At 32.9% G+C, this 19,510-nt stretch carries 12 protein-coding genes; 5 read left to right on the forward strand and 7 right to left on the reverse strand.

Features of this window, described 5'->3' with window-relative positions; genetic code table 11:
• Window positions 1-42: 42 nt before the first annotated feature.
• Entirely contained in the window at window positions 43-216 is a 174-nt protein-coding gene (locus tag V5E38_RS00260; RefSeq protein WP_390311648.1) for a hypothetical protein, read from the forward strand.
• 159 nt (window positions 217-375) lie between these two features.
• Here the strand turns inward: V5E38_RS00260 and V5E38_RS00265 are convergent, their stop codons facing one another.
• The 3 genes from V5E38_RS00265 to V5E38_RS00275 all read right to left on the reverse strand — a co-directional run bounded on the left by V5E38_RS00265 (window position 376) and on the right by V5E38_RS00275 (window position 2,851).
• The gene (locus V5E38_RS00265; RefSeq protein WP_499211736.1) at window positions 376-1,656 is read right to left on the reverse strand and encodes a purine/pyrimidine permease; all 1,281 of its coding nucleotides are present in this window, start codon (window positions 1,654-1,656) and stop codon (window positions 376-378) included.
• A 135-nt stretch (window positions 1,657-1,791) separates the two neighbouring features.
• On the reverse strand, window positions 1,792-2,235 hold the full coding sequence (cynS, locus tag V5E38_RS00270) for a cyanase (RefSeq protein ID WP_499211737.1): 444 nt from the start codon (window positions 2,233-2,235) through the stop codon (window positions 1,792-1,794).
• Between the two features lie 34 nt (window positions 2,236-2,269).
• The gene (locus V5E38_RS00275) at window positions 2,270-2,851 is read right to left on the reverse strand and encodes a beta-class carbonic anhydrase (RefSeq protein WP_499211738.1); all 582 of its coding nucleotides are present in this window, start codon (window positions 2,849-2,851) and stop codon (window positions 2,270-2,272) included.
• A 150-nt stretch (window positions 2,852-3,001) separates the two neighbouring features.
• Between V5E38_RS00275 and V5E38_RS00280 the strand changes: the two genes are divergently transcribed.
• Window positions 3,002-3,433 (forward strand): Lrp/AsnC family transcriptional regulator, encoded by a 432-nt coding sequence (locus V5E38_RS00280; protein ID WP_499213484.1) that lies wholly within the window; start codon window positions 3,002-3,004, stop codon window positions 3,431-3,433.
• Between the two features lie 127 nt (window positions 3,434-3,560).
• Here V5E38_RS00280 and V5E38_RS00285 read toward each other — a convergent pair whose 3' ends face one another.
• Genes V5E38_RS00285 through V5E38_RS00295 form a run of 3 tightly spaced genes read right to left on the reverse strand, consistent with a single transcriptional unit; the run spans window position 3,561 to window position 7,221 of the window.
• Window positions 3,561-4,655, reverse strand: coding sequence for a Ger(x)C family spore germination protein (locus V5E38_RS00285; RefSeq protein ID WP_499211739.1), 1,095 nt, complete (start codon window positions 4,653-4,655; stop codon window positions 3,561-3,563).
• Window positions 4,652-5,764 (reverse strand): GerAB/ArcD/ProY family transporter, encoded by a 1,113-nt coding sequence (locus tag V5E38_RS00290; RefSeq protein ID WP_499211740.1) that lies wholly within the window; start codon window positions 5,762-5,764, stop codon window positions 4,652-4,654. Before V5E38_RS00290 ends, V5E38_RS00285 begins: the two co-directional genes overlap by 4 nt.
• Window positions 5,761-7,221 (reverse strand): spore germination protein, encoded by a 1,461-nt coding sequence (locus V5E38_RS00295; RefSeq protein ID WP_499211741.1) that lies wholly within the window; start codon window positions 7,219-7,221, stop codon window positions 5,761-5,763. Before V5E38_RS00295 ends, V5E38_RS00290 begins: the two co-directional genes overlap by 4 nt.
• 450 nt (window positions 7,222-7,671) lie before the next feature.
• On the opposite strand from V5E38_RS00295, the gene V5E38_RS00300 reads away from it, so the two are divergent.
• Window positions 7,672-11,937 (forward strand): S8 family serine peptidase, encoded by a 4,266-nt coding sequence (locus V5E38_RS00300; protein ID WP_499211742.1) that lies wholly within the window; start codon window positions 7,672-7,674, stop codon window positions 11,935-11,937.
• Window positions 11,938-11,993: 56 nt separating this feature from the next.
• Here V5E38_RS00300 and V5E38_RS00305 read toward each other — a convergent pair whose 3' ends face one another.
• Entirely contained in the window at window positions 11,994-12,704 is a 711-nt protein-coding gene (locus V5E38_RS00305) for a DUF421 domain-containing protein (RefSeq protein ID WP_499211743.1), read from the reverse strand.
• 399 nt (window positions 12,705-13,103) lie between these two features.
• Here V5E38_RS00305 and V5E38_RS00310 point away from each other — a divergent pair, with 399 nt between their 5' ends.
• Both V5E38_RS00310 and V5E38_RS00315 read left to right on the forward strand, forming a co-directional pair.
• Window positions 13,104-14,345 carry a cation:proton antiporter gene (locus V5E38_RS00310; protein ID WP_499211744.1) on the forward strand — a complete coding sequence of 414 codons (1,242 nt, stop codon included), beginning with the start codon at window positions 13,104-13,106 and terminating at the stop codon, window positions 14,343-14,345.
• Window positions 14,346-15,114: 769 nt separating this feature from the next.
• On the forward strand, window positions 15,115-19,284 hold the full coding sequence (locus V5E38_RS00315) for a S8 family serine peptidase (RefSeq protein ID WP_499211745.1): 4,170 nt from the start codon (window positions 15,115-15,117) through the stop codon (window positions 19,282-19,284).
• Window positions 19,285-19,510 lie beyond the last annotated feature (226 nt).

Raw genomic sequence — 19,510 nt, forward strand, 5'->3', positions numbered from 1 at the left:
TATATGCATCTTAGAACTTCTAAAAGGAGCAAAATTTTTAAAATGAAATGGTTAATTGTATTTGGACCGGTAATAGAATTAGTATTATATGCAATAGTTTCTAAGTTTTGGGTAAGTGATTTTAAAGAAATAAAACCAATAATTATTTTACAAATAGTACTTTACACTTTTCTTATTACACCATTATTACTTTGGGGATATATGTTAAAGCACTAATAAATATAATTTTACAATAAAGTAAGCATACCAACTAAAAACCGGGAAGAATGCTTTTTTTTATCCTTATTTTTCTTGGCTATAGGATTGTTATGCAACAAATCAAGTGAAAAACAGAAAAGCCCCTTATAGGGTTTTTCTGTTTTTTGTTATCAAGAATCATTCTTTCCAAAATTGTTCCAGTAGAATAACAATCATGGTACCTACGAGTAATCCATTACTTAAAACATATTTGAAGGTTGATGGTATTCCGCTAAATGCACTTTCTGGAAGAAACATTATTCCCAAACTAATTAATAATGAAATTCCTAATATCGTTAATCGACGTTGGTTTAATTCTTCACGTAAAATCGATTGAAATGAAATTCCGATCATTTGGACAAAGGTTGCAAAAAGCGCGGCATTTGCAATAGGACCTGGTAGCAAGGATATAAAGCCTACAAAAGAGGGAATAAAAGAAATTCCAGCTAATATGAGATTTGCTATAAGGAACGGCTTCACTTTTTTTTGTCCTGTTAGCTGAATAAATCCTGCTGATGCAGGTAATGGTACAACGCCAATTGTAGAGAATAATGACGTGAAAACATGAGATATACCTCCGACCCATATACCCCGATTCAATATTTGTCTTTCATTTTCTTTCGATAGTGGAGCCACTTGTTTTACAGCTGAAATAGCAGCAATTGTGTTTGCAACTAATAAGAATGTAAATAAAGTTACAGTTACGGTTATCCCAATATCTAACTTAGGCATGCCCCAAGCAAATACATCAGGGAACTTAACTAAAGGTGTATCAGAAGGAAGATGGGACGGTTTTCCAAATATAGCATACAAAAGCCAACCAACTGAAATTCCAAGTAACACAGCGTAACTTTTCATCCATCCTTTCCCCTTAATTGATAAGAAAGTAATAAGGGCAAAAACAAAGAGTGCAATAGTAGCTAATGTATAATTAGGATGAGTTACTGTTCCTTGTAACCCCATCATTCCTTTTAGTAACACACCACTAAGCTGAAGAGCTAAGATTAAAAGAAATGTTCCTGTAACCAAAGGGGTAAATAAACGTAGAATTCGATGCACAAGTCCTGTTATCCCAAGGACGAAAAGTAATAGACCTGCAATAATTAATCCACCTTCTAAAAGTCGGAGTACATCTTTTGCACTTTGTCCCTGATGCATAGCTACTTGTCCCAATATGACAAATATACTGACCCATGAACCGGCTGGGCCATCCGCAATGGGATAGCGATGCCCTAACCATGCTTGTAAAAAAGAACTCACTCCCACAACTAAAAAAGTTCGCTGCATTAAAGTTGAAATTTCATCAATTGATAAATGGAATATGCCTCCAATAATGATTGGCAATGCAATTGCATTTGCTAATAGAAACACAAACCACTGTAAGATACTAAAACTAGTATTAACATATTTATTATTCATATTAATCTCCCCTGCTTAAAAAAGAACCTTATAGAAAAAATCCATCTTTTCTATAGTGGTAGATTAAAAAGATGGATTTCTAAGGTTTATATAGTGTAAATTTATTTTAATTTAATAGAAATATTTTTTTATAATTTACCATTTACGATAAGGTAAGAATTTACCATTAAGTGTTAGGATTACACGGTCACCATTTGGATCTTCTTTTTTCTCCACACCTAGTTCGAAATCAATTGCACTCATAATACCTTCACCAACTTTTTCTTGAATTAATTCTTTAATAGTTGGTCCGTACACTAATAACATTTCATATAAACGATATAAGATTGGGTCAGTAGGAGGCATTTGTATTGCATCACCTCTATGTGGAATAATCGTTAAGGCTTGAACTACTTCTTCATTTAACCCTAATAGTTCAGCCATTTTTTCTGCTTCTGGACGTGTCATTGTAGCTTGTCCTAATAATGCTGTTACAACCCAAGACTCAGAGTTCTCACTTACTTTTGAAATTTCTTCCCATGTTAAACCTTTTGCAATTTTTGCTTCTATAATTTTTTGCGTAGCTTCTTTTCTATTCATATTTATTAACTTCCTTCCATTTAAGTAGTAATAATTAATTTTTCACTTCATTTAATGTTTTATATCCATCAACTAATAAATCTAATTTACCTGTGTGGGGATCAATAGCTAAACCATGGACAGGAATATCTTTTGGTATAAATGGATGATTTCTTACTAAATCAATATTAGCTTGAATTGAATCGTTGACATGATCAAATCCAAATAACCACTTTTCAAGGTCAATTCCAGCATATTCAATAGCTGAGATAATATCTGGTGAAGATACTCCACGATTTAATATTTTTTGAAGTGTTCCTTTTGGATTACTTTGACTCATTCCACATGCATGATGTCCAATAATATAAATTTCTTCTGCATTCAATTCATATACAGCTGTTACAACACTTCGCATGATACTACCGAAGGCATCTGTAATCGTCCCACCTGCATTTTTGATGATTTTTGCATCACCATTGTGTAAATCTAAAGCTTTTGGAAGCAGCTCAATTAAACGAGCATCCATGCAAGAGACAACAACCATACGTTTTTGAGGTATCTTTGTTGCTTCATAAGGAAGGTATTCCTTGTTTTGTACAAATTGTTCATTGTACGCTAAAATTTCTTGTAATAACATGTTTTTAACCACCTTTACATTAAGATGTATTTCTTTGTTGAATCCACTATGTTATAAGTAAAGTGATATAAGAGGATAAATTAAGTATAGTGAATTGTATCGATAAGCAGAATAAGTTGGCGAAACACTATCTGGCTTTCTACTTTCATGATGAAAGGATTGATTTATATCATTGATCAAACAGATTTTGAGATACTGAAATTATTAGGAGGAAACTCAAGAATTCAATGGAAAGAACTCGGTCAAAAAATACATATGACAGGGCAGGCTGTAGGAAATCGAATTCGAAGACTAGAGGATTTAGGAATAATTGAGCAATATACAATCGCAATAAACCGAATCAAATTAGGACAAATAGTGACTGCATTTGTTACTGTGTTCGTAAAAACAGCTAATCATCAAGAGTTTAAGATATTCTTTCAAGAAGAAGAAGCAGTTTCTGAAGTACATCGTACAAGTGGTGAAGGATGTTATTTATTAAAAACTCATTTTGCTTCGAATGAAGAATTGGATACATTTCTAGAAAGACTATTAAAGTATGGAAATTATCGTGTTAACCTATCAATAGGAAAGTTAAAATAAAGCTAATCACATTTGTAAACTGACACAAATTACGAATAGAAATAGTAAAACAAAAAAAAGCCCGATAAAGGGCTTTTCTGGTTTTATAATGTAATAAATGATTGCTAAACTTTACTAGTTTTAACTGTCATAAAATAATTCCACTTGTATACATAGTCACTTTTGTATTGACCTCAAAGGGAACTTTTGAATAGTCCTTTTCCCAATTTAACTTCTTCCAATTATCAGGATGATAGGCCATTAAATATCTACCTATTCCTAATGCATCACAATTTGTTTCTTGAAGAATGCTAATTACTTCTTTTAGCTCGTTTTCGATATTTTTAGCAATTTTGTTTTCTATTTCCCTTTTCTTGATATTACTAGCTAAGTCTTCGCCAGTATACTCGATTAAATCAATCTTTATTTTTAAATCGATCTTTACTTTAGGTTGCTTTTCATTTTTAATTTGTAGGTTTCTTTTTATACTTTTTACTTTAAAAGAAACAATCTCATTATTGCTCCCTAATGGTTCCGTCAAACTCATCGTATTACTTTTTTTGTCTTGCAGTAATAACAATAATTTTGACTGTTTATTATTTAGGACTTTTCCGGTAAAACGATTGTTTTCTAAAAGTGCCACACCTTTAATTTTTATTGTTTCATCATCTATTTTTTCTAAATAAGGGACGACTAAATCCCTACCTGGATCGTCCATTTTTTTGTAAATAGTTTCTTGTGTCTCTTTTGGAATAACAGAAATATTTTCAGCTGCCTCAAGCATCTCTGAAAGTGACTCACTGATAGAAATATCTTTATAGGTTTTCATTTCAATAATACTAGAGGCCTGTCCTTTTACGATTGCTACTCGTGAAGTTAGTGGGTTTCTAATAAATCGGAAAAAGGTATCAAAATAAGGATACAAATTGTTTTTTGCGAGGTTTTCACCTAATAGCATCACTAGCAATTTGTTGGGTGAAAAACTACCAGGAATTTGGTAATCAATATTGTTACGTACATCTCTTATACTTGCGCCTTGATCATTAACAATATAATTAGTGGCCTCGGTTTGGTCACCTTTTGCAATATTAGCACTGACGCTTGCTGTTCCCTGAATATTGTCATTAGGAAGTTGGTCAAATGCAATACTTAGTACTAATGCAGAGTCCTTCAAGGAGTGTTGATCCCAGCAGCCTGTTAAAAAGAAGATTAATAAATAAACAGTGTAATGATATTTTTTCATGACACTTTAACTTCCTTACTTTTAATCTTAAAGAGTAGGGAAATACATAAGATCAACGCCGGAATCAATAGTATAAAAATAAAACTCGAAATAGATAAGATTTTTATTAAGATATCTAAAAACCCATTTGAAGAAGGTACTAAATTACTAACTAGAAAGATAATCAAGCAAATTGCAAGAGTAGAAAATGTACTAACTCTATTTCTATTTATCAAATTTGAAATGCCAACATTAGCCAAATTTAAATAAGCAACATAGGAAGAGGCAATTATGACAAACCACAATGAAAGAAATAGTAAATCGAGTCGTTCTAGTACTTTGAAAAAAGTTAAGGTTTTAAATAAATAAATTGTTGGTTCTGGAATTAACGCCATTTCTTTTTTACTAAAGAATACGAAACATAAAACGACAGTAAATAGATTAATCATTGTAATAAATAATATAGAAAAAATAGAGCTTTTTATTATTTTTCTGTGAGGGCCTTTTACAAATGGGTAGACAACTAAAAGACACTCAAAACCATGTAGAAAATAATAAGACGTATAACTTCCTTTCAATATATGGGTAAAGTTAACTTGAGCAACTGGTAGTAAAAATTTCCATTCCACCTGTTGAAACGCTTCAATACTAAAAACGAAAATGATTAAAAATGTCCAAAAAGATAATTGGAAAAATCGAGTCATCGTTCGAATATTTTCTTTTCCTAAATAGATACCTATTATCAATAAAAGGAGTAAAATACTCCAAAATGGTGAGTTTGGAAAAACCCACTTACTAAAAACAAATAGATAGGATTGATTAATTGAATAAGCAATAAAGACAAAATATAAAATATAGCTAATTTTTAATATTCCACCGATCCATTTTCCAAAAAAAAGCGTACAAACTTCAAAAATTGTTAAATTAGGAAACCGCTTAATTAAAAATGAATATAGGAATATAGTACAAATAGAATAGAAACAAGAAAATAATAAAGAAATCCATCCATCATGAGCACTTTCTTTATATAAATACATTGGTAACCTTAATGTTGTAACATTTAATTGGACGATTACCATATAAAAAAATAATTGAAAGGATGAAATGGTCTCGTTTTGCTTAATTATCATTTTTTCCACCCTTTCGTTCCTTGGGACTGAATCGTATCAGTAGGCTGCGCATTTGTCGGCCGAGTCTTCATTTTCCAATTTGGCACTCTTATCAAGGTATCCTTTAAATCCTTTATTCGTATTGGTGCAAGAGGTGAAAAGTATGGAGAACCAAAAGATTCTAGTTTAACAATATGAATAAAAATAATCGTTAAACCGAATATAATACCAACAAATCCATAGATTGATGCCAAAATAATCATTGGAAAGCTTAATAATCGAAGTGTAAAACTCATTTCATGAACAGGAACAACAAATGATGCAACTGCTGTGATGGCGAGTACTACTGTCATAGGATTTGAAACTAAATTAGCCTCTACAATAGCTGTTCCGATAACGAGCCCTCCTACAATGCCGATCGTTTGAGCAATTGGGCTTGGGAGTCGAATGGATGCTTCTCTTAATAATTCCAATATCAATTGCATAATGATCGCTTCGACAAATGGTGAAAATGGTACAAATTCGATGCTGTTTTGAATAGTAGTAACTAATTCATATGGAAGAATTTCATAACCAAATGAAATAACTGATATGTATACTGCAGGTAAAGTTATACAAAGAAAAAAACTAAATAGCCGTATGATTCTTAAAAAAGACCCAACTAAAACCCGCCCATTATAGTCATCAGGAGTTTGAAAAAACATAAAAAAAGTAGCTGGCATAATTGAAACGGTAGGACTCCCCTCAACGATTACGGCAATTTTACCGTCAAACAAATTTGAAATAACTCGATCAGGACGCTCTGTTTTTAATAATTGTGGGAAAGGAGAAAAAGAACTATCCTCGATAAATTCTTCCAGTTTACCCGATGTTAAATTATTTTCAAGTTGAATTGAATGAATACGATTTTTAACATTTTGTAGAATATCTTTATTTACTATATTATCTAAATATAAAATTCCAACATTTGTAGCAGGATCACCAATTTGTACAATTTCCGTTTTAAAATGAGAACTTCTAATTCTATTTCTTATATAATTTACATTTTTACTTAGGCTCTCAACAAAACCGTCGTGAGCACCCGAAACGACTTTTTCATTTACAGGTTCACTAGTTGATCTCACTTCAAATAAAATAGTATCTATTATATAGGCTTCCTTGGATCCATCCTCTAATATAATTGTATTTCCATTAATAAGAGATACATTAATTTCGTTAAAACAATCAGTTGTAGAAATAGTTGAAACTGGAAGATCAGTCATAATATTTCCATGTTTGATATTTAAAAGTACCTTTATAATTTTTTCATTAATAATCTCTTTATTTGAGATTGTATCGATAAAAGCAATACATAGTGGTCTATTATTGAAAGTAATCTTTCTTGTTTTAAAATCAAAAACATTCGAAAACTCTTCTTTTAATTTTTCTAAATTACTATTTATGTCTTTAGAAATTGTCATTTTTTGTTGTGTTTTCAATAATATTCCACCTCCTATCGTATATTGTTTGTAAAATAGAAAAACATATTCATTGGTCAGATTAAGAAATTCAATGATTATAAATAAAGAAAAGGTCTCTCACAAAGGTCAGATTAACTGACATGTGAGGACCAATTTTTAATTGTAATAATAAAATAGATTGCACTGGGCTAGTGGGAGGTATTTTAACTATATTCATTTGACACAGATAGACATCTAATTTACCTTCTATTAGATTTATTTACATTTCAAATTTAATTCACTACGAAAGCGAGCGGAAAACTAGCTATTTCGAGAAGAATCTTACATATTTTTACAAAATATCAATTTTGAAGTAAAAAAAAGCAGAAAATCGTAAAAAAGTTTGAATTGAGTGAATTTTGCAAAATATAAATCGTGCCAACTTTCTTTATAATGAACATATCTTGAGAAAAGAAAGTAGGTTAGTAGATGAAAAAGAAAATGTTTCGAAATGTTACAACACTAGCATTAACAACAGGACTGATAAGCACTACTTTAACACCAAATTCACTTTCACATCAGGTACATGCACAAGCAACTTCAAAGATTGATCAAGTATTAGCAAATCTAACACCTCAACAGCGTGAGGCAATTAAGCAATTGAAATTAAGTGACAAAGAGGGTCTGCAATTATCCTCTGATGTCGATCAAACAAGTGACAAGCTTACATCTGTTATTGTCGAGTTTAAGGATAAGCCCGAGCAGACGGCTGTTTTAGAAGCTGCTTCGAATGGTGAAACATTATCAGTAAAAGATGCACAAGAAAATGTAAACGCTTCACATGAGACGTTCCAAAAAGATTTAAAAACATTGTTTAGTAGCGAATTAAAAGAAAAGAATAATCCATATTCAATTAAACGTTCATATAAAAAAGCATTTAATGGTGTTTCAATGACCATACCTGCAAACAAAATAAAAAATCTACTTAAATCAAGCTCAGTAAAAGCTGTTTATAGTGATTTACAAGTTCAAGTAGAGCCACCATCAATCAGTGAAACTGCAACTTCAGGAGCACAAGCTGCAACTCATACGATGGTGACATTCCCTGGAGTTGAAAAACTTCATGAAGAAGGCTATACAGGAAAAGGCGTAAAAGTTGGTATTCTGGATACTGGAATTGATTACAATCACCCAGATTTAAAAGGTGCTTTTAAAGGTGGATATGATTTCGTTGATAATGATAATGATCCAATGGAAACAACTTACGCAGATTGGAAGAAATCTGGACAAGCTGAGTTAGCCACAAACGGAGAAGCATACTATACTGAGCACGGAACGCATGTAGCCGGTATTATTGCAGGACAAGGGAAAAACACTGGAGACCTTTCAGTGACAGGTGTTGCACCGGATGCGGATATTTATTCTTATCGTGTTCTAGGGCCATATGGATCCGGTTATACTTCAGCTATTCTAGCAGGACTTGATAAAGCAGTTTCAGATGGAATGGACATTATTAATATGTCACTTGGTGCAAATTACAATGATCCATTATATCCTACAACGATTGCTGTTAATAATGCCGTTCTTGCTGGTGTAACCGCGATTGTCGCAGCAGGAAACTCTGGGAATACCATGTATTCTCTAGGTGCACCTGGTACTTCACCTTTAGCCATTACTGTTGGGGCAAGTGACACATCTATAACGATTCCGTCTTATACAGGAACATTAAAATCGTCAACAGGTGATGTTCCAGCTGATTTGAAACTAGCAGCTCAAGGTTATACAGATAACGTAGCTGATTTTGATGGGAAAACTGTGAAATTAGTCAACGTACTATATGGTACTGAAGCTTCGTATTGGACAGGAGCCGTTGGTACGTCGACTCAAATAGATGTAAAGGGAAAAGTTGTATTAGCTCAACGAGGTAGCATAGGTTTAGCACAAATCATAGCGAATGCGAAAGCGCATGGTGCAATCGGTGCTGTATTATATGATTCACCAGTGCCAAATGGAGATGTATATCTTGGAGAAGGTTATAGCTATATTCCGACATTTTTAATTAGCAATGCACAAGGAAAAGCTTTAGCTGCTAAAATAGGAGGATTGAGTACTGCTGGTGGTTCTCAAGACTTTACATTTAGTAATATGACAAAATTAGTCACAACAGGCGATAAATTAGCTCCATTCAGTTCACGTGGACCATCTCGCGTATTATACGATATTAAACCTGAAGTAACAGCACCAGGTGTATCTGTATTCTCGACTGTTCCTTCTTATATGCACGGGGCAGATCAAATCGGAAACTATCATTATGCTTATGAGCGTTTATCTGGTACTTCGATGGCAACACCTAATGTTGTTGGGGTAGCGGCTCTAATTAAACAAGCGCATCCAGACATGGATACAGCAGATATTAAAGCGACACTGATGAATACAGCAGATCCTTTGTCTGACAAATATAGTGTATATGAGGTTGGTGCAGGGCGCGTAAACCCATATAAAGCCGTTCATGCGCAAACTGAAATCCAAGTGAAAGACAAGACCTCAACTGTAAAAAATGTACCAAATGCTATAACAACTTTAGCAGATAAGGGAATTAAACAAATAAAAAACATAACTGGCGCTTTAAGTTTTGGTGAACAAGCCGTCGAAGGTAAAGATCTTTCGGATCAACGTTCAATCACTTTATTTAACAAAAGTTCTGTTGATAAAACATATGACGTAAAGGTTCAGTTCCAAACGTTGGATGCTCGTTTTACTGACGACTCTAGAGCAGACCAAGATGCTGCAGCAAATGGCGTTACATTAGATGTGAAATCATCTGTAAAAGTTAAAAAATACAGCAGTACAAATATGGATGCGACAATTAATGTCCCTAAATCTGCAAAACATGGAACATATGAAGGTTATGTAGTCTATACAAACCAAAAGGATCCAAATGAAACATACAAAATTCCATTTGCGATTCATACAGTTAAAGAAGGAATTGACTATGTGACAGGTAATCCATCAGCCTATACAATAGCATATGAAGCAGGAAGTAATGCGACCAGATGGTCAATTGGAGCTAACTTTAAACTGAATTCACATATGCGTTATTTTGATTTCTTCCTTGTGGATCCAAAAACAAACGAAGAAATCGGATTCTTAGGCTCTGCTGATGGAATGGGTGCAGACGAGAATACTGAATATTATTTCCGAGGCGTTCTGAATGAAGGGAAATATTATCCTTTAACTGGTAACCCAGATAATCCAATTACCTATGATTTTAAACGAACAGAACCAGGGTTATATAAAATCCGAATGGTAGGAACAAATGATAAAGGAGCAACCTTTACATCAGATGCACCTGTATACTATGGAATAAAAGAGCCAAAGGTAACGATGAATAATATGACGGCTGGAGGAATTTACGAGACAGCTAATCCAACCGATACAAAAGTTACTGTATCAGGAAATGTATTTGATAAAGATATCGATGAGATGAAGGAAGCAGGTATTACCGCTTCTCAAGGCGATAATAATTTTACATATTATAATCCTAATAATTCTTCAGAAAAAAGTATACCAGTAGACGCACAAGGAAATTTCAACGCAGAAATTCCTTTAAGTACATCTGGTCCAATTGTAAATGCGATTACTGAGTACGACTTCTCAGATTATAGTAAATCAACTGTTAGAAATTATGGTAGTATAATAGATGCCTATTTTGTAAGACAAGGAACGGCTTATACAACTGCAATCTCTGATAAAAAACGTATCAATATGGGAGATTCAACAACTGTAACGTTCTCTACAAAAAATGTGAAAACAAATGTGAAGAAAGCTGTATTTTCATTCCAATACCCAAGCGCGTTTCTTGATGTTGTGAATGTCCAACCAAATTCGGCATTTAAGGACAAACTAGATGTTCAATATACGACTGTTCCTCAAAGCGGTGGTAAATCGTTAATGACGATTACCGCATCGGCGACTGGAGATTTAGCGAATACGGGAATAGCTGGGGACGTATCTTTAGTAGACTTAAAATTTAAAGCAAAAGACGTCTACTATAAAGGTCCAATGAGCTTCAGTAGTCCAACTGGAAGTAGATTCTTTAGTGCTGTTTATACAAATGTGGATAATAGTACAGTAACAACACAAGGTATTCAACCATACTTCTATGTTACACCAACGTATTCATTATTGAGAGCAGGTGTTTCAGCAGAAGGATTAACGAAGTTTGGTGGTTTAGAACCTGAAACGAAACAAATTGACTATAATAAAACGGGTACAAAAATCAGCGTAACAGATGGAAAAGGTAAAGAATATGGTGTAACTGACCCATTAGGTTATACTTCTACAAACACTCAATTATTTAGAACGAGATTGTCGATTACAGATGATAATTTCAAATTAAAAATTGATGTACCAGGTCACTTTACTGTATCGAAAGACTTTACAATAGGATTAAAAGAAGATGGGAAAATAACAGCAGCATCAAAACCTGTTGATTATGACTATACTCCTGGTGGGGATGTTAATAAAGATAATGTCATTGACGTAAATGATGCGTTATTTATCCAAACGTATTGGGATACAAATAAACGTGATGCTGACATTAATTTTGATGGAGTTGTAGATGCAAAGGATATGCAATATGTAATTAATAACTACATGATGCAAAATCCATGGAATGATAACTCTCCAAAACCAGTTAAGAAATATAAGGGCAAAACATTAGATGATGTTTTAGATGCTCTTGGTTTAAATTAATCTAAAAAATCTACATGAAAATCGGTAATCCCAAATGAGGTTACCGATTTTTTTATTCATTCCTCTATATCAACAGGAGAATTAATCTCATCTTTGTACAAATCAAAATACAGTTGACTATTTGTTCCACGAACACAATATGAAACATCAGCTAATTTCAACCCTCGCTGCTTTATTTCAGTAACAATCCAATCTTTAGTTAGGTGGTTTTGAGTGATGTTTTTATCAATAAATTGACCATCCATAATGATTTCAATAGGGAAATCTGATTTGGAAGGACTAGAAATACCCAAATCTTCTCTAGTTACAAAACGATATAACGGTTTCTTTAATATAGATAAATGTCCGTCAGGTTCAAAAATGGCGTATTCTACTTCATCAATATCAAAAATATCTCTTCTCCTTAGTGCTTGATTTAGTGAATCCATAGTAACTTTTAATTTTTCTAAGTTTTTTTCCAGAATTTTTCCATCTTGTATTACAACAGTTGGCTGTCCATTGAATAATGCTCTAGCTTTATTATTTTTTAATGAAACTAAAGTAGCAAGGAATAAAAACATACTGAAGATTATTAATGCAGTGATATAGTTACTGAAATGGATGGAAGTATTAAATGCCAAGTTGCCTGCAATAGATCCTAATGTAATTGAAGTAATATAATCATGATAAGTCATTTTTGATATCGTTTGTTTTCCAAGTAAATGGGTAATACAAATAAGTAAAACGAATGCTGAAAGAGTTCGTATTATGACATCAAATGTTTCCATCACTACCCTCGCTTTTAACTTATTTCTTACTATATTTTTACATAAAAGATATAGAAAATACGTAAAAGTAGATTCTTTTGTAAAGTACCTATTGAACAGAACCTTTAGTAAACGGGTCAAAGGTACTTTTACTTATGTATTTCCAGTTTAAATGATTACGTATTCTAATTACTATGAACGTTAATCAAAGAAGTGGGCATTTATGTAATAAACTTAATGCCCTTTTTACTTCTACATAAATTTACTTTATTTGGTAAAAATGTTATTAACCCAAAAATGGTAGATGGGTAGTTTAGCTTAACTATAAACAGATAAATAGTTCAAAAAATAACTAAAATCCATTTCAAAATGATTTTTGAGAGAGAATTTTTGCAAGGTTATTTCTAAGGAGAGTTTTAAATGGAACACGGATTGTTAGAAGTTTCAAACGTGATTATTGGAGAATTCTTAATATTACTCTTAATTGGTGTGATATCTTGGTTGGTTGCAAATAAACTTAATAAACCTTATACAATATTTCTAGTCATTATTGGTTTAGTAATTGGCCTTATGAATATTGATTTTTTAGATAAAATTGCCGACCTATTTACCAAAAGCGAGACTTTTTCATTAATCGTTCTTGGGCTTTTTTTACCTTCGCTTCTTGGAGAGGCCTCGATGAAGTTTGAATATAAAGAAATTAAAAAATATAGAAATGAAATTCTAAGTTTGGCTCTTTTAGGTACATTCATAACATTTGTACTTGTTGCTGTTGCTTTGATTTATATTTGTAAGTTACCAGTAGTAGTATCTTTTACGATTGCTTCTCTTATGTGTGCAACTGATCCTATCTCGGTTATGGGAATGTTTAAGATTTACAATGTAAAGAAAAGTATTGCTGTTAGTCTAGAAGGAGAAAGCCTGTTTAATGATGGAATAGCAGTTGTGTTTTTTAAGATTTCTACCGTATTCCTATTAAGTTATATTAACATGGGATTATCAGGAGTAGGGGCTGGTATTTTATTATTCTTCAAGGTTGTTCTTATCGGAACAGTTATAGGGTTAATTTTAGGATTCTTAGCTTCTTACATGATTAGTTTTGTAGATAATTATCCGCTTGAAACAATGGTGTCTTTTTTACTTTTTTATGGAAGTTATCTACTATCGGAGCATTTTCATGGAAGTGGCGTAATTGCAGTTGTAATTGGAGGCATTGTGTTTGGCAATTATGGAAAGAAAGTTGGAATGAGTGCGGTAACTGAAGATTACATCGCAAGTTTTTGGGATATCGTATCGTTTGTAGGAAATACGATTTTATTCCTACTAATTGGTTTAGTCGTTTATCGATTAGATGTATTTTCAAATTGGAAAGTTTCTTTAATAACAATATTGATTGTTTTAATTGCTAGAACAATTGCAGTAAATATTAGTCTGCTAAAAATAAAAACCTTTACTAAAAATGAAAAGTTTCTGATTAACTGGGGTGGGTTAAAAGGTGCATTGTCAATTGCACTGGCACTAACTTTACCAGCTGATTTTCCATATAGAGAAAACATCTTGCTAATTGTATATACAAATGTAGTGTTTTCATTGCTGATTCAAGGTTTGAGTATCCCACAAGTAATAATGTATATTAAAAATAAAGAAAAAGTTAGACAGTAATAGACAAAAAGATTTTTGATAAATAATAAACTAAAATAAATCATTTATAAAAAGACTTAAACGTTGTTAACTGTTTTTACAGGAATACAACGGTTAAGTCTTTTTTTGTTTACGCGTAGTTACTGAATCGTATGGAAGTATTACATGCCAATTTGCCTGCAATAGTTCCTAATGTAATTGAAGTAAAACAAAAATTCCATACCAAATAATAGTTAAAGATTATGAAAACGCTTGATTTTAAAGGGATTCAGCAGCTTTTAATCTTAGGAAAGTAACAAAATATACAATCTATAAAATGACATTCTCTTTAAATACAACATTAAAAAGTTAATAAGATAATTAGGAATTGGTAGTATTTGTTAATTTTTGTCGATAAATTTAAAATGAATGACAGAATTTTTAGAAATATGCATATAATCAACTTTCCATATAATCAGTTTAGGATGGGAAGTTAGTACTGGGAGGGAGAAATTTAGAATACTTCTTTGACTTAAGAGAGATGAAAAATGGTGAGTTCCTATCAATAATGTGTTAAAGGGATAATACAGTACATATAAAGTTCTGTTTAAGATTCACTTTGGCAAGTACTGAATGGAGCAAATGGATAAGGTAAAACAAAGGATAAAGATTTACTTAGAATATGAACACCAAAACCCATACATGGCACTTGATCAGTTTCAACATCTGATTTAAGTGAGTATAAATTTCATCTGATATTGGTTAAAGTCCCATTCGTTTTAAAACTAATTTTAACGTCAGGGGGAAAGTTATGAAACTACGTAAAATGAAACACGTTGTGACCGGTACTTTAATTACTAGTTTGTTATTCTCTGCAAATAGTCAATTTAAGGCTATTGCTGAAGTGAAAAATCAGAATACTCAAAATAGTGTAGAAAAAATGTTAGCAAGTTTAACAGATGAACAAAGGATGGCTCTGAAACAACTTGATGCGTCACCAGGGTTCGTAATTTCTCCAGAGATTAACCAACAAAGCTCTGAATTGGTTAATGTAATTGTTGAATTTAACGATGCTCCTGCAAAAGTAGAGGTTCTAAAACAGGCAGTGAAAGGAAAACGACTATCTCTTTCTTCAGCAAAAACTAAACAAAATAGTGAGCACACTAAATTTAAACAAGAGTGGAATAAAGTAAAGAGTGAAAATGAACGAAAAGCAGATAAAATGAAAGACGCTAAAATTACAAGAGAATACCATGATGCTTTCAATGGTGTAGCGATGACATTACCTGGAACAACTGTCCAACAGTTACTAAGTACAGGAGTTGTTAAACGGGTATGGCAGGACAATAAAATAAAGCTTGATCTTCCGAAAGAAGCTGATGAACTGCAAACATCTACTCCGACAAAAGTGGATGATAGTCTACCTCAAATCGGTGTGGACAAGCTTCATGATGAAAATATTACTGGTAAAGGCGTCAAAGTAGGGGTTATTGATACAGGGATCGATTATAACCATCCTGATTTAAAAGATATTTTTAAAGGTGGATACGATTTTGTTGATAATGATTCAGATCCGATGGAGACCACTTATAAAGATTGGAAAGCTTCTGGACAACCAGAAATTTCAAATGGTTCAACTTATTATACAGAACATGGAACACACGTATCAGGATCAATTGGGGCACAAAAGAAAAATAACTCGCCATCAGCTGTTATGGGTGTAGCTCCTGACGTTGATCTATATGTGTACCGAGTATTAGGTCCGTATGGTAGCGGATCAAACCAAGCAGTTTTGGCTGGTATTGATAAGGCTGTAAAAGATGGTATGGATGTTATCAACTTATCTTTAGGATCTAGCGTTAATGATCCGCTTGAAGCGACATCGATTGCAATTAACAATGCGATGCTTTCAGGCACTGTTGCCTGTGTCGCAGCTGGTAATGCAGGTCCAGATGAAAAAACACTTGGATCTCCTGGAGCAGCAGCTTTAGCGTTAACAGTTGGAGCGAGTGATGTATCTCAAACAATTCCAACATATAATGCTAGTGCAGGAGACCAAAAGTTTACAAATATGCAATTATTAGCACAAAATTATTCAGATAAATTAGAGGACCTTCAGAATACAACTTTACAGTTAGTTAATGTAGGTTTAGGAACCAAAGCTGATTATACGAATAAAGATGTGGCTGGTAAAGTAGCGTTAATTCAACGTGGAACTTATACTTTCGATGAAAAAGTTCAAAATGCAAAAGCAGCTGGAGCAAAAGCAGCGATTGTTTATAACAATGTTGATGGTGATATTCCATCATTTATTGGTGAAGGAACAAATTATATCCCTTCGTTCCGCATATCTAAAGCTGACGGAGAACGTTTAAATGGACAAAAAGAAATTAAGTTCGAAACACTAGGTAGTGTTAAAACAGAAGGAGATCACTTAGCTGATTTTAGTTCAAGAGGACCAGCTGAAGGTAATAATGATATTAAACCGGATGTCGTAGGGCCAGGTGTGTCTATATTCTCTACGCTTCCGAAATATATAAATAACAAGTCAGATGATGCGAATTATGATATGGCATATGGTCGACTTTCGGGTACATCAATGGCTACTCCTCACGTAGCCGGTGCAGCAGCATTAATCTTGCAAGCGCATCCTGATTATACACCTTTTGAAGTAAAGGAAGCGTTAATGAATACAGCTGATAAAATGAACGGGGATTATTCAGTCAATGCAGTCGGAGCAGGTAGAATTGATGTGTACGAGGCAGTTCATTCAGATGTTTTACTGAGAGTTATCGACAAAACGAAGAATATACAAGATGGCAATACAGTCGAAATTGATGAAGAAACAGGTTCAATTGCTTACGGTACTCACTATTTAGAGGAAGGTAAGAATATTCAAGACAGTCGAAAAGTTGTCATTGAAAATCATAATAAGCAAGATCTGAAGAAGTTTGATCTAAGTGTTAAGCTATTACCTTCAATGGATGAAATTCAAGATGGCGAAAAAAATGGATTAACAGTAAATGTGCCAAGTACAGTATCGGTAGAAGCTGGAAAATCAGTAGAAATTAATCCAACGATTGTTGTACCCAAAACAGCAAAAACAGGAAGATATGAAGGATACATTTATTTTGTCAATCCAATTAATAAGGATGAAAATTATCAAATTCCATTTGCAATTAATGTAAGAGATAGTAAGGGATTTGATTACATGCATTTAAGTAGACCAATGATGGCAAATGATCCGGAAATTATACATCCTATGTCGACATTGTATGAAAACGTGTATTTCAAATTGTCAAGCCCAGTAACGACGATCGATGTGTTAGTGAAAGACGGAGAAACGGGAGAACCAATTGGACTTGTCGGTACTTATGGTGGAAGTAATTTAATGACGGGTAAAGATTACTTCTCTGAGTCTCTATTTACTGGAGTAGTTTATCCATTTACAAATGATAAAAAGCGACCAATTTCTGATCAAAAGATGAGACTACCAGAAGGCGATTATATTTTTGAAATGATTGCGCATGATGAACAAGGAAAATCATACAGCAAAGAAGATCTTGTTACTATTGACAATACACCTCCTAAAGTAGAGGTAGACATGAAACCTGGTATTTATGAAGTAAATGATTCAATGTATTCGACAGAGCCTGGATACAATGGACCTGCTATCTGGATTCATGGTAACATATTTGATTCAGGTGTTGATCGACTTAAACAGAAAGGTTTAAATGTTGATCAATCGATTAATGGTGCACTAAATTTTGAATATAGCTTATATAATTATCGTCTACTTGCAATTGATCCGGATGGTAACTTTAGATTCCCTGTAACTAAGGCTGGGGTTGACGGAGTAGGCTATGTAGATTCGAATTTATTTGTTTTTGATAACGGAACAGCAGCAGAATCATATCCAAAAGGTATTAAGAATTACAAGTTTATAAAAGCAGGAACAGAATACGCGGTTCCAACTTATAATAAAGACAAGATCCGACTTGGTGACGAATTTACAATGACATTAAATTTAAACAATATTAAGCAACTTGCTTCTGGAGAGTTCACATTACCTTTCCCTAAGGATTTTTACACATTCCAAAGTGTTAAAATCAATGATTCATTTAAAAAATATGCTGAAGAAAAAGGTGCAAAAGTTAACTTAACGCCACCAGTTTTGAATACAAGTACTGTTAATGCATCTGTTAAAGTTGGTGCTTCTATCGATCAAGGAAATCTAAAAATAGATAAAAACTTACCTTTCTTAGATATTACGCTTAAATTGACGAATGATAAGTTATATTTACCAGAGGGCTATGGATTTGATGTATCGTCGTTTAAATATAAGAAAACAGCAGATGCAACTACTACTAACGTTATCCGTGTCTATAAAGACAAACCATTTTATGTTTTACCAAAACAATCGACAGTGAATGGAGTTATGTTACCTGAAGCATTCCTGATACCTGGGGCAAATCAAATAAATTCTAAGGTTGACTATTCTAAGCTTGGAGCACAAGTATATGCACAAGATGCAAATGGTAAAACGTATAATCTATCTAGTATTACAAAAAGTTCATACTTTACGCTTGATAACCTACCATTTTCAAATAAAGACTATGACATTTACGTGAAAGTGCCAGGACATCTAACTAGCAAAGTATCAGCAAAATTATTTAGAGACTTTGCTGGTGAGCTTGCTGGGGCTAAAAAGTTAGTTGAGATTGACAAAAATCATGCAGGTGATGTAAATGGCGATAATGTGATTGATGTAATGGATGCAATTTATTTACAAGTTTATTGGGGAACGAATAAACGTTCTGCCGATATTAACTTTGACGGTGTAGTTGATGTGAAAGACTTTGCATTTGTTGAGAAAAACTACTTAATGCAAAATACTTCAATAGACAGTTCAGTAAAACCTAAGAAGAAATATAAATCAGAAACGTTGGAAAGTGTAAAAAAAGATATAGGAATTAACTAATATTTAAATCTTATGTTTTAATTGGCTCCGGTTTTGAACCGGAGTCTTTATATAGATTGGAGGATATATAATGCATTTGTTTGTTTATCCTTTATTACTAATGTTGCTATTTTTGACATCAGTTATTTTAATCCTAATGCTATTAAAATGAAGTGGTTAAAATAAATTAGTATCTTTCACTATTAAATTTTTCAATTTAAATATAAAAAACCTACACACGTATGCA

Source organism: Rossellomorea sp. GAMAL-10_SWC, assembly GCF_049568075.1.
In the GTDB taxonomy this organism is placed as follows: domain Bacteria; phylum Bacillota; class Bacilli; order Bacillales; family Bacillaceae_G; genus Gottfriedia.

What these genes read in the sequence shown, in the direction of transcription:
- V5E38_RS00260 (WP_390311648.1), top strand. Translation starts at nt 43, where the DNA reads ATGAAATGGTTAATTGTATTTGGACCGGTAATAGAATTAGTATTATAT.
- V5E38_RS00265 (WP_499211736.1), bottom strand. Translation starts at nt 1,656, where the DNA reads ATGAATAATAAATATGTTAATACTAGTTTTAGTATCTTACAGTGGTTT.
- cynS (WP_499211737.1), bottom strand. Translation starts at nt 2,235, where the DNA reads ATGAATAGAAAAGAAGCTACGCAAAAAATTATAGAAGCAAAAATTGCA.
- V5E38_RS00275 (WP_499211738.1), bottom strand. Translation starts at nt 2,851, where the DNA reads ATGTTATTACAAGAAATTTTAGCGTACAATGAACAATTTGTACAAAAC.
- V5E38_RS00280 (WP_499213484.1), top strand. Translation starts at nt 3,002, where the DNA reads ATGAAAGGATTGATTTATATCATTGATCAAACAGATTTTGAGATACTG.
- V5E38_RS00285 (WP_499211739.1), bottom strand. Translation starts at nt 4,655, where the DNA reads ATGAAAAAATATCATTACACTGTTTATTTATTAATCTTCTTTTTAACA.
- V5E38_RS00290 (WP_499211740.1), bottom strand. Translation starts at nt 5,764, where the DNA reads ATGATAATTAAGCAAAACGAGACCATTTCATCCTTTCAATTATTTTTT.
- V5E38_RS00300 (WP_499211742.1), top strand. Translation starts at nt 7,672, where the DNA reads ATGAAAAAGAAAATGTTTCGAAATGTTACAACACTAGCATTAACAACA.
- V5E38_RS00305 (WP_499211743.1), bottom strand. Translation starts at nt 12,704, where the DNA reads ATGGAAACATTTGATGTCATAATACGAACTCTTTCAGCATTCGTTTTA.
- V5E38_RS00310 (WP_499211744.1), top strand. Translation starts at nt 13,104, where the DNA reads ATGGAACACGGATTGTTAGAAGTTTCAAACGTGATTATTGGAGAATTC.
- V5E38_RS00315 (WP_499211745.1), top strand. Translation starts at nt 15,115, where the DNA reads ATGAAACTACGTAAAATGAAACACGTTGTGACCGGTACTTTAATTACT.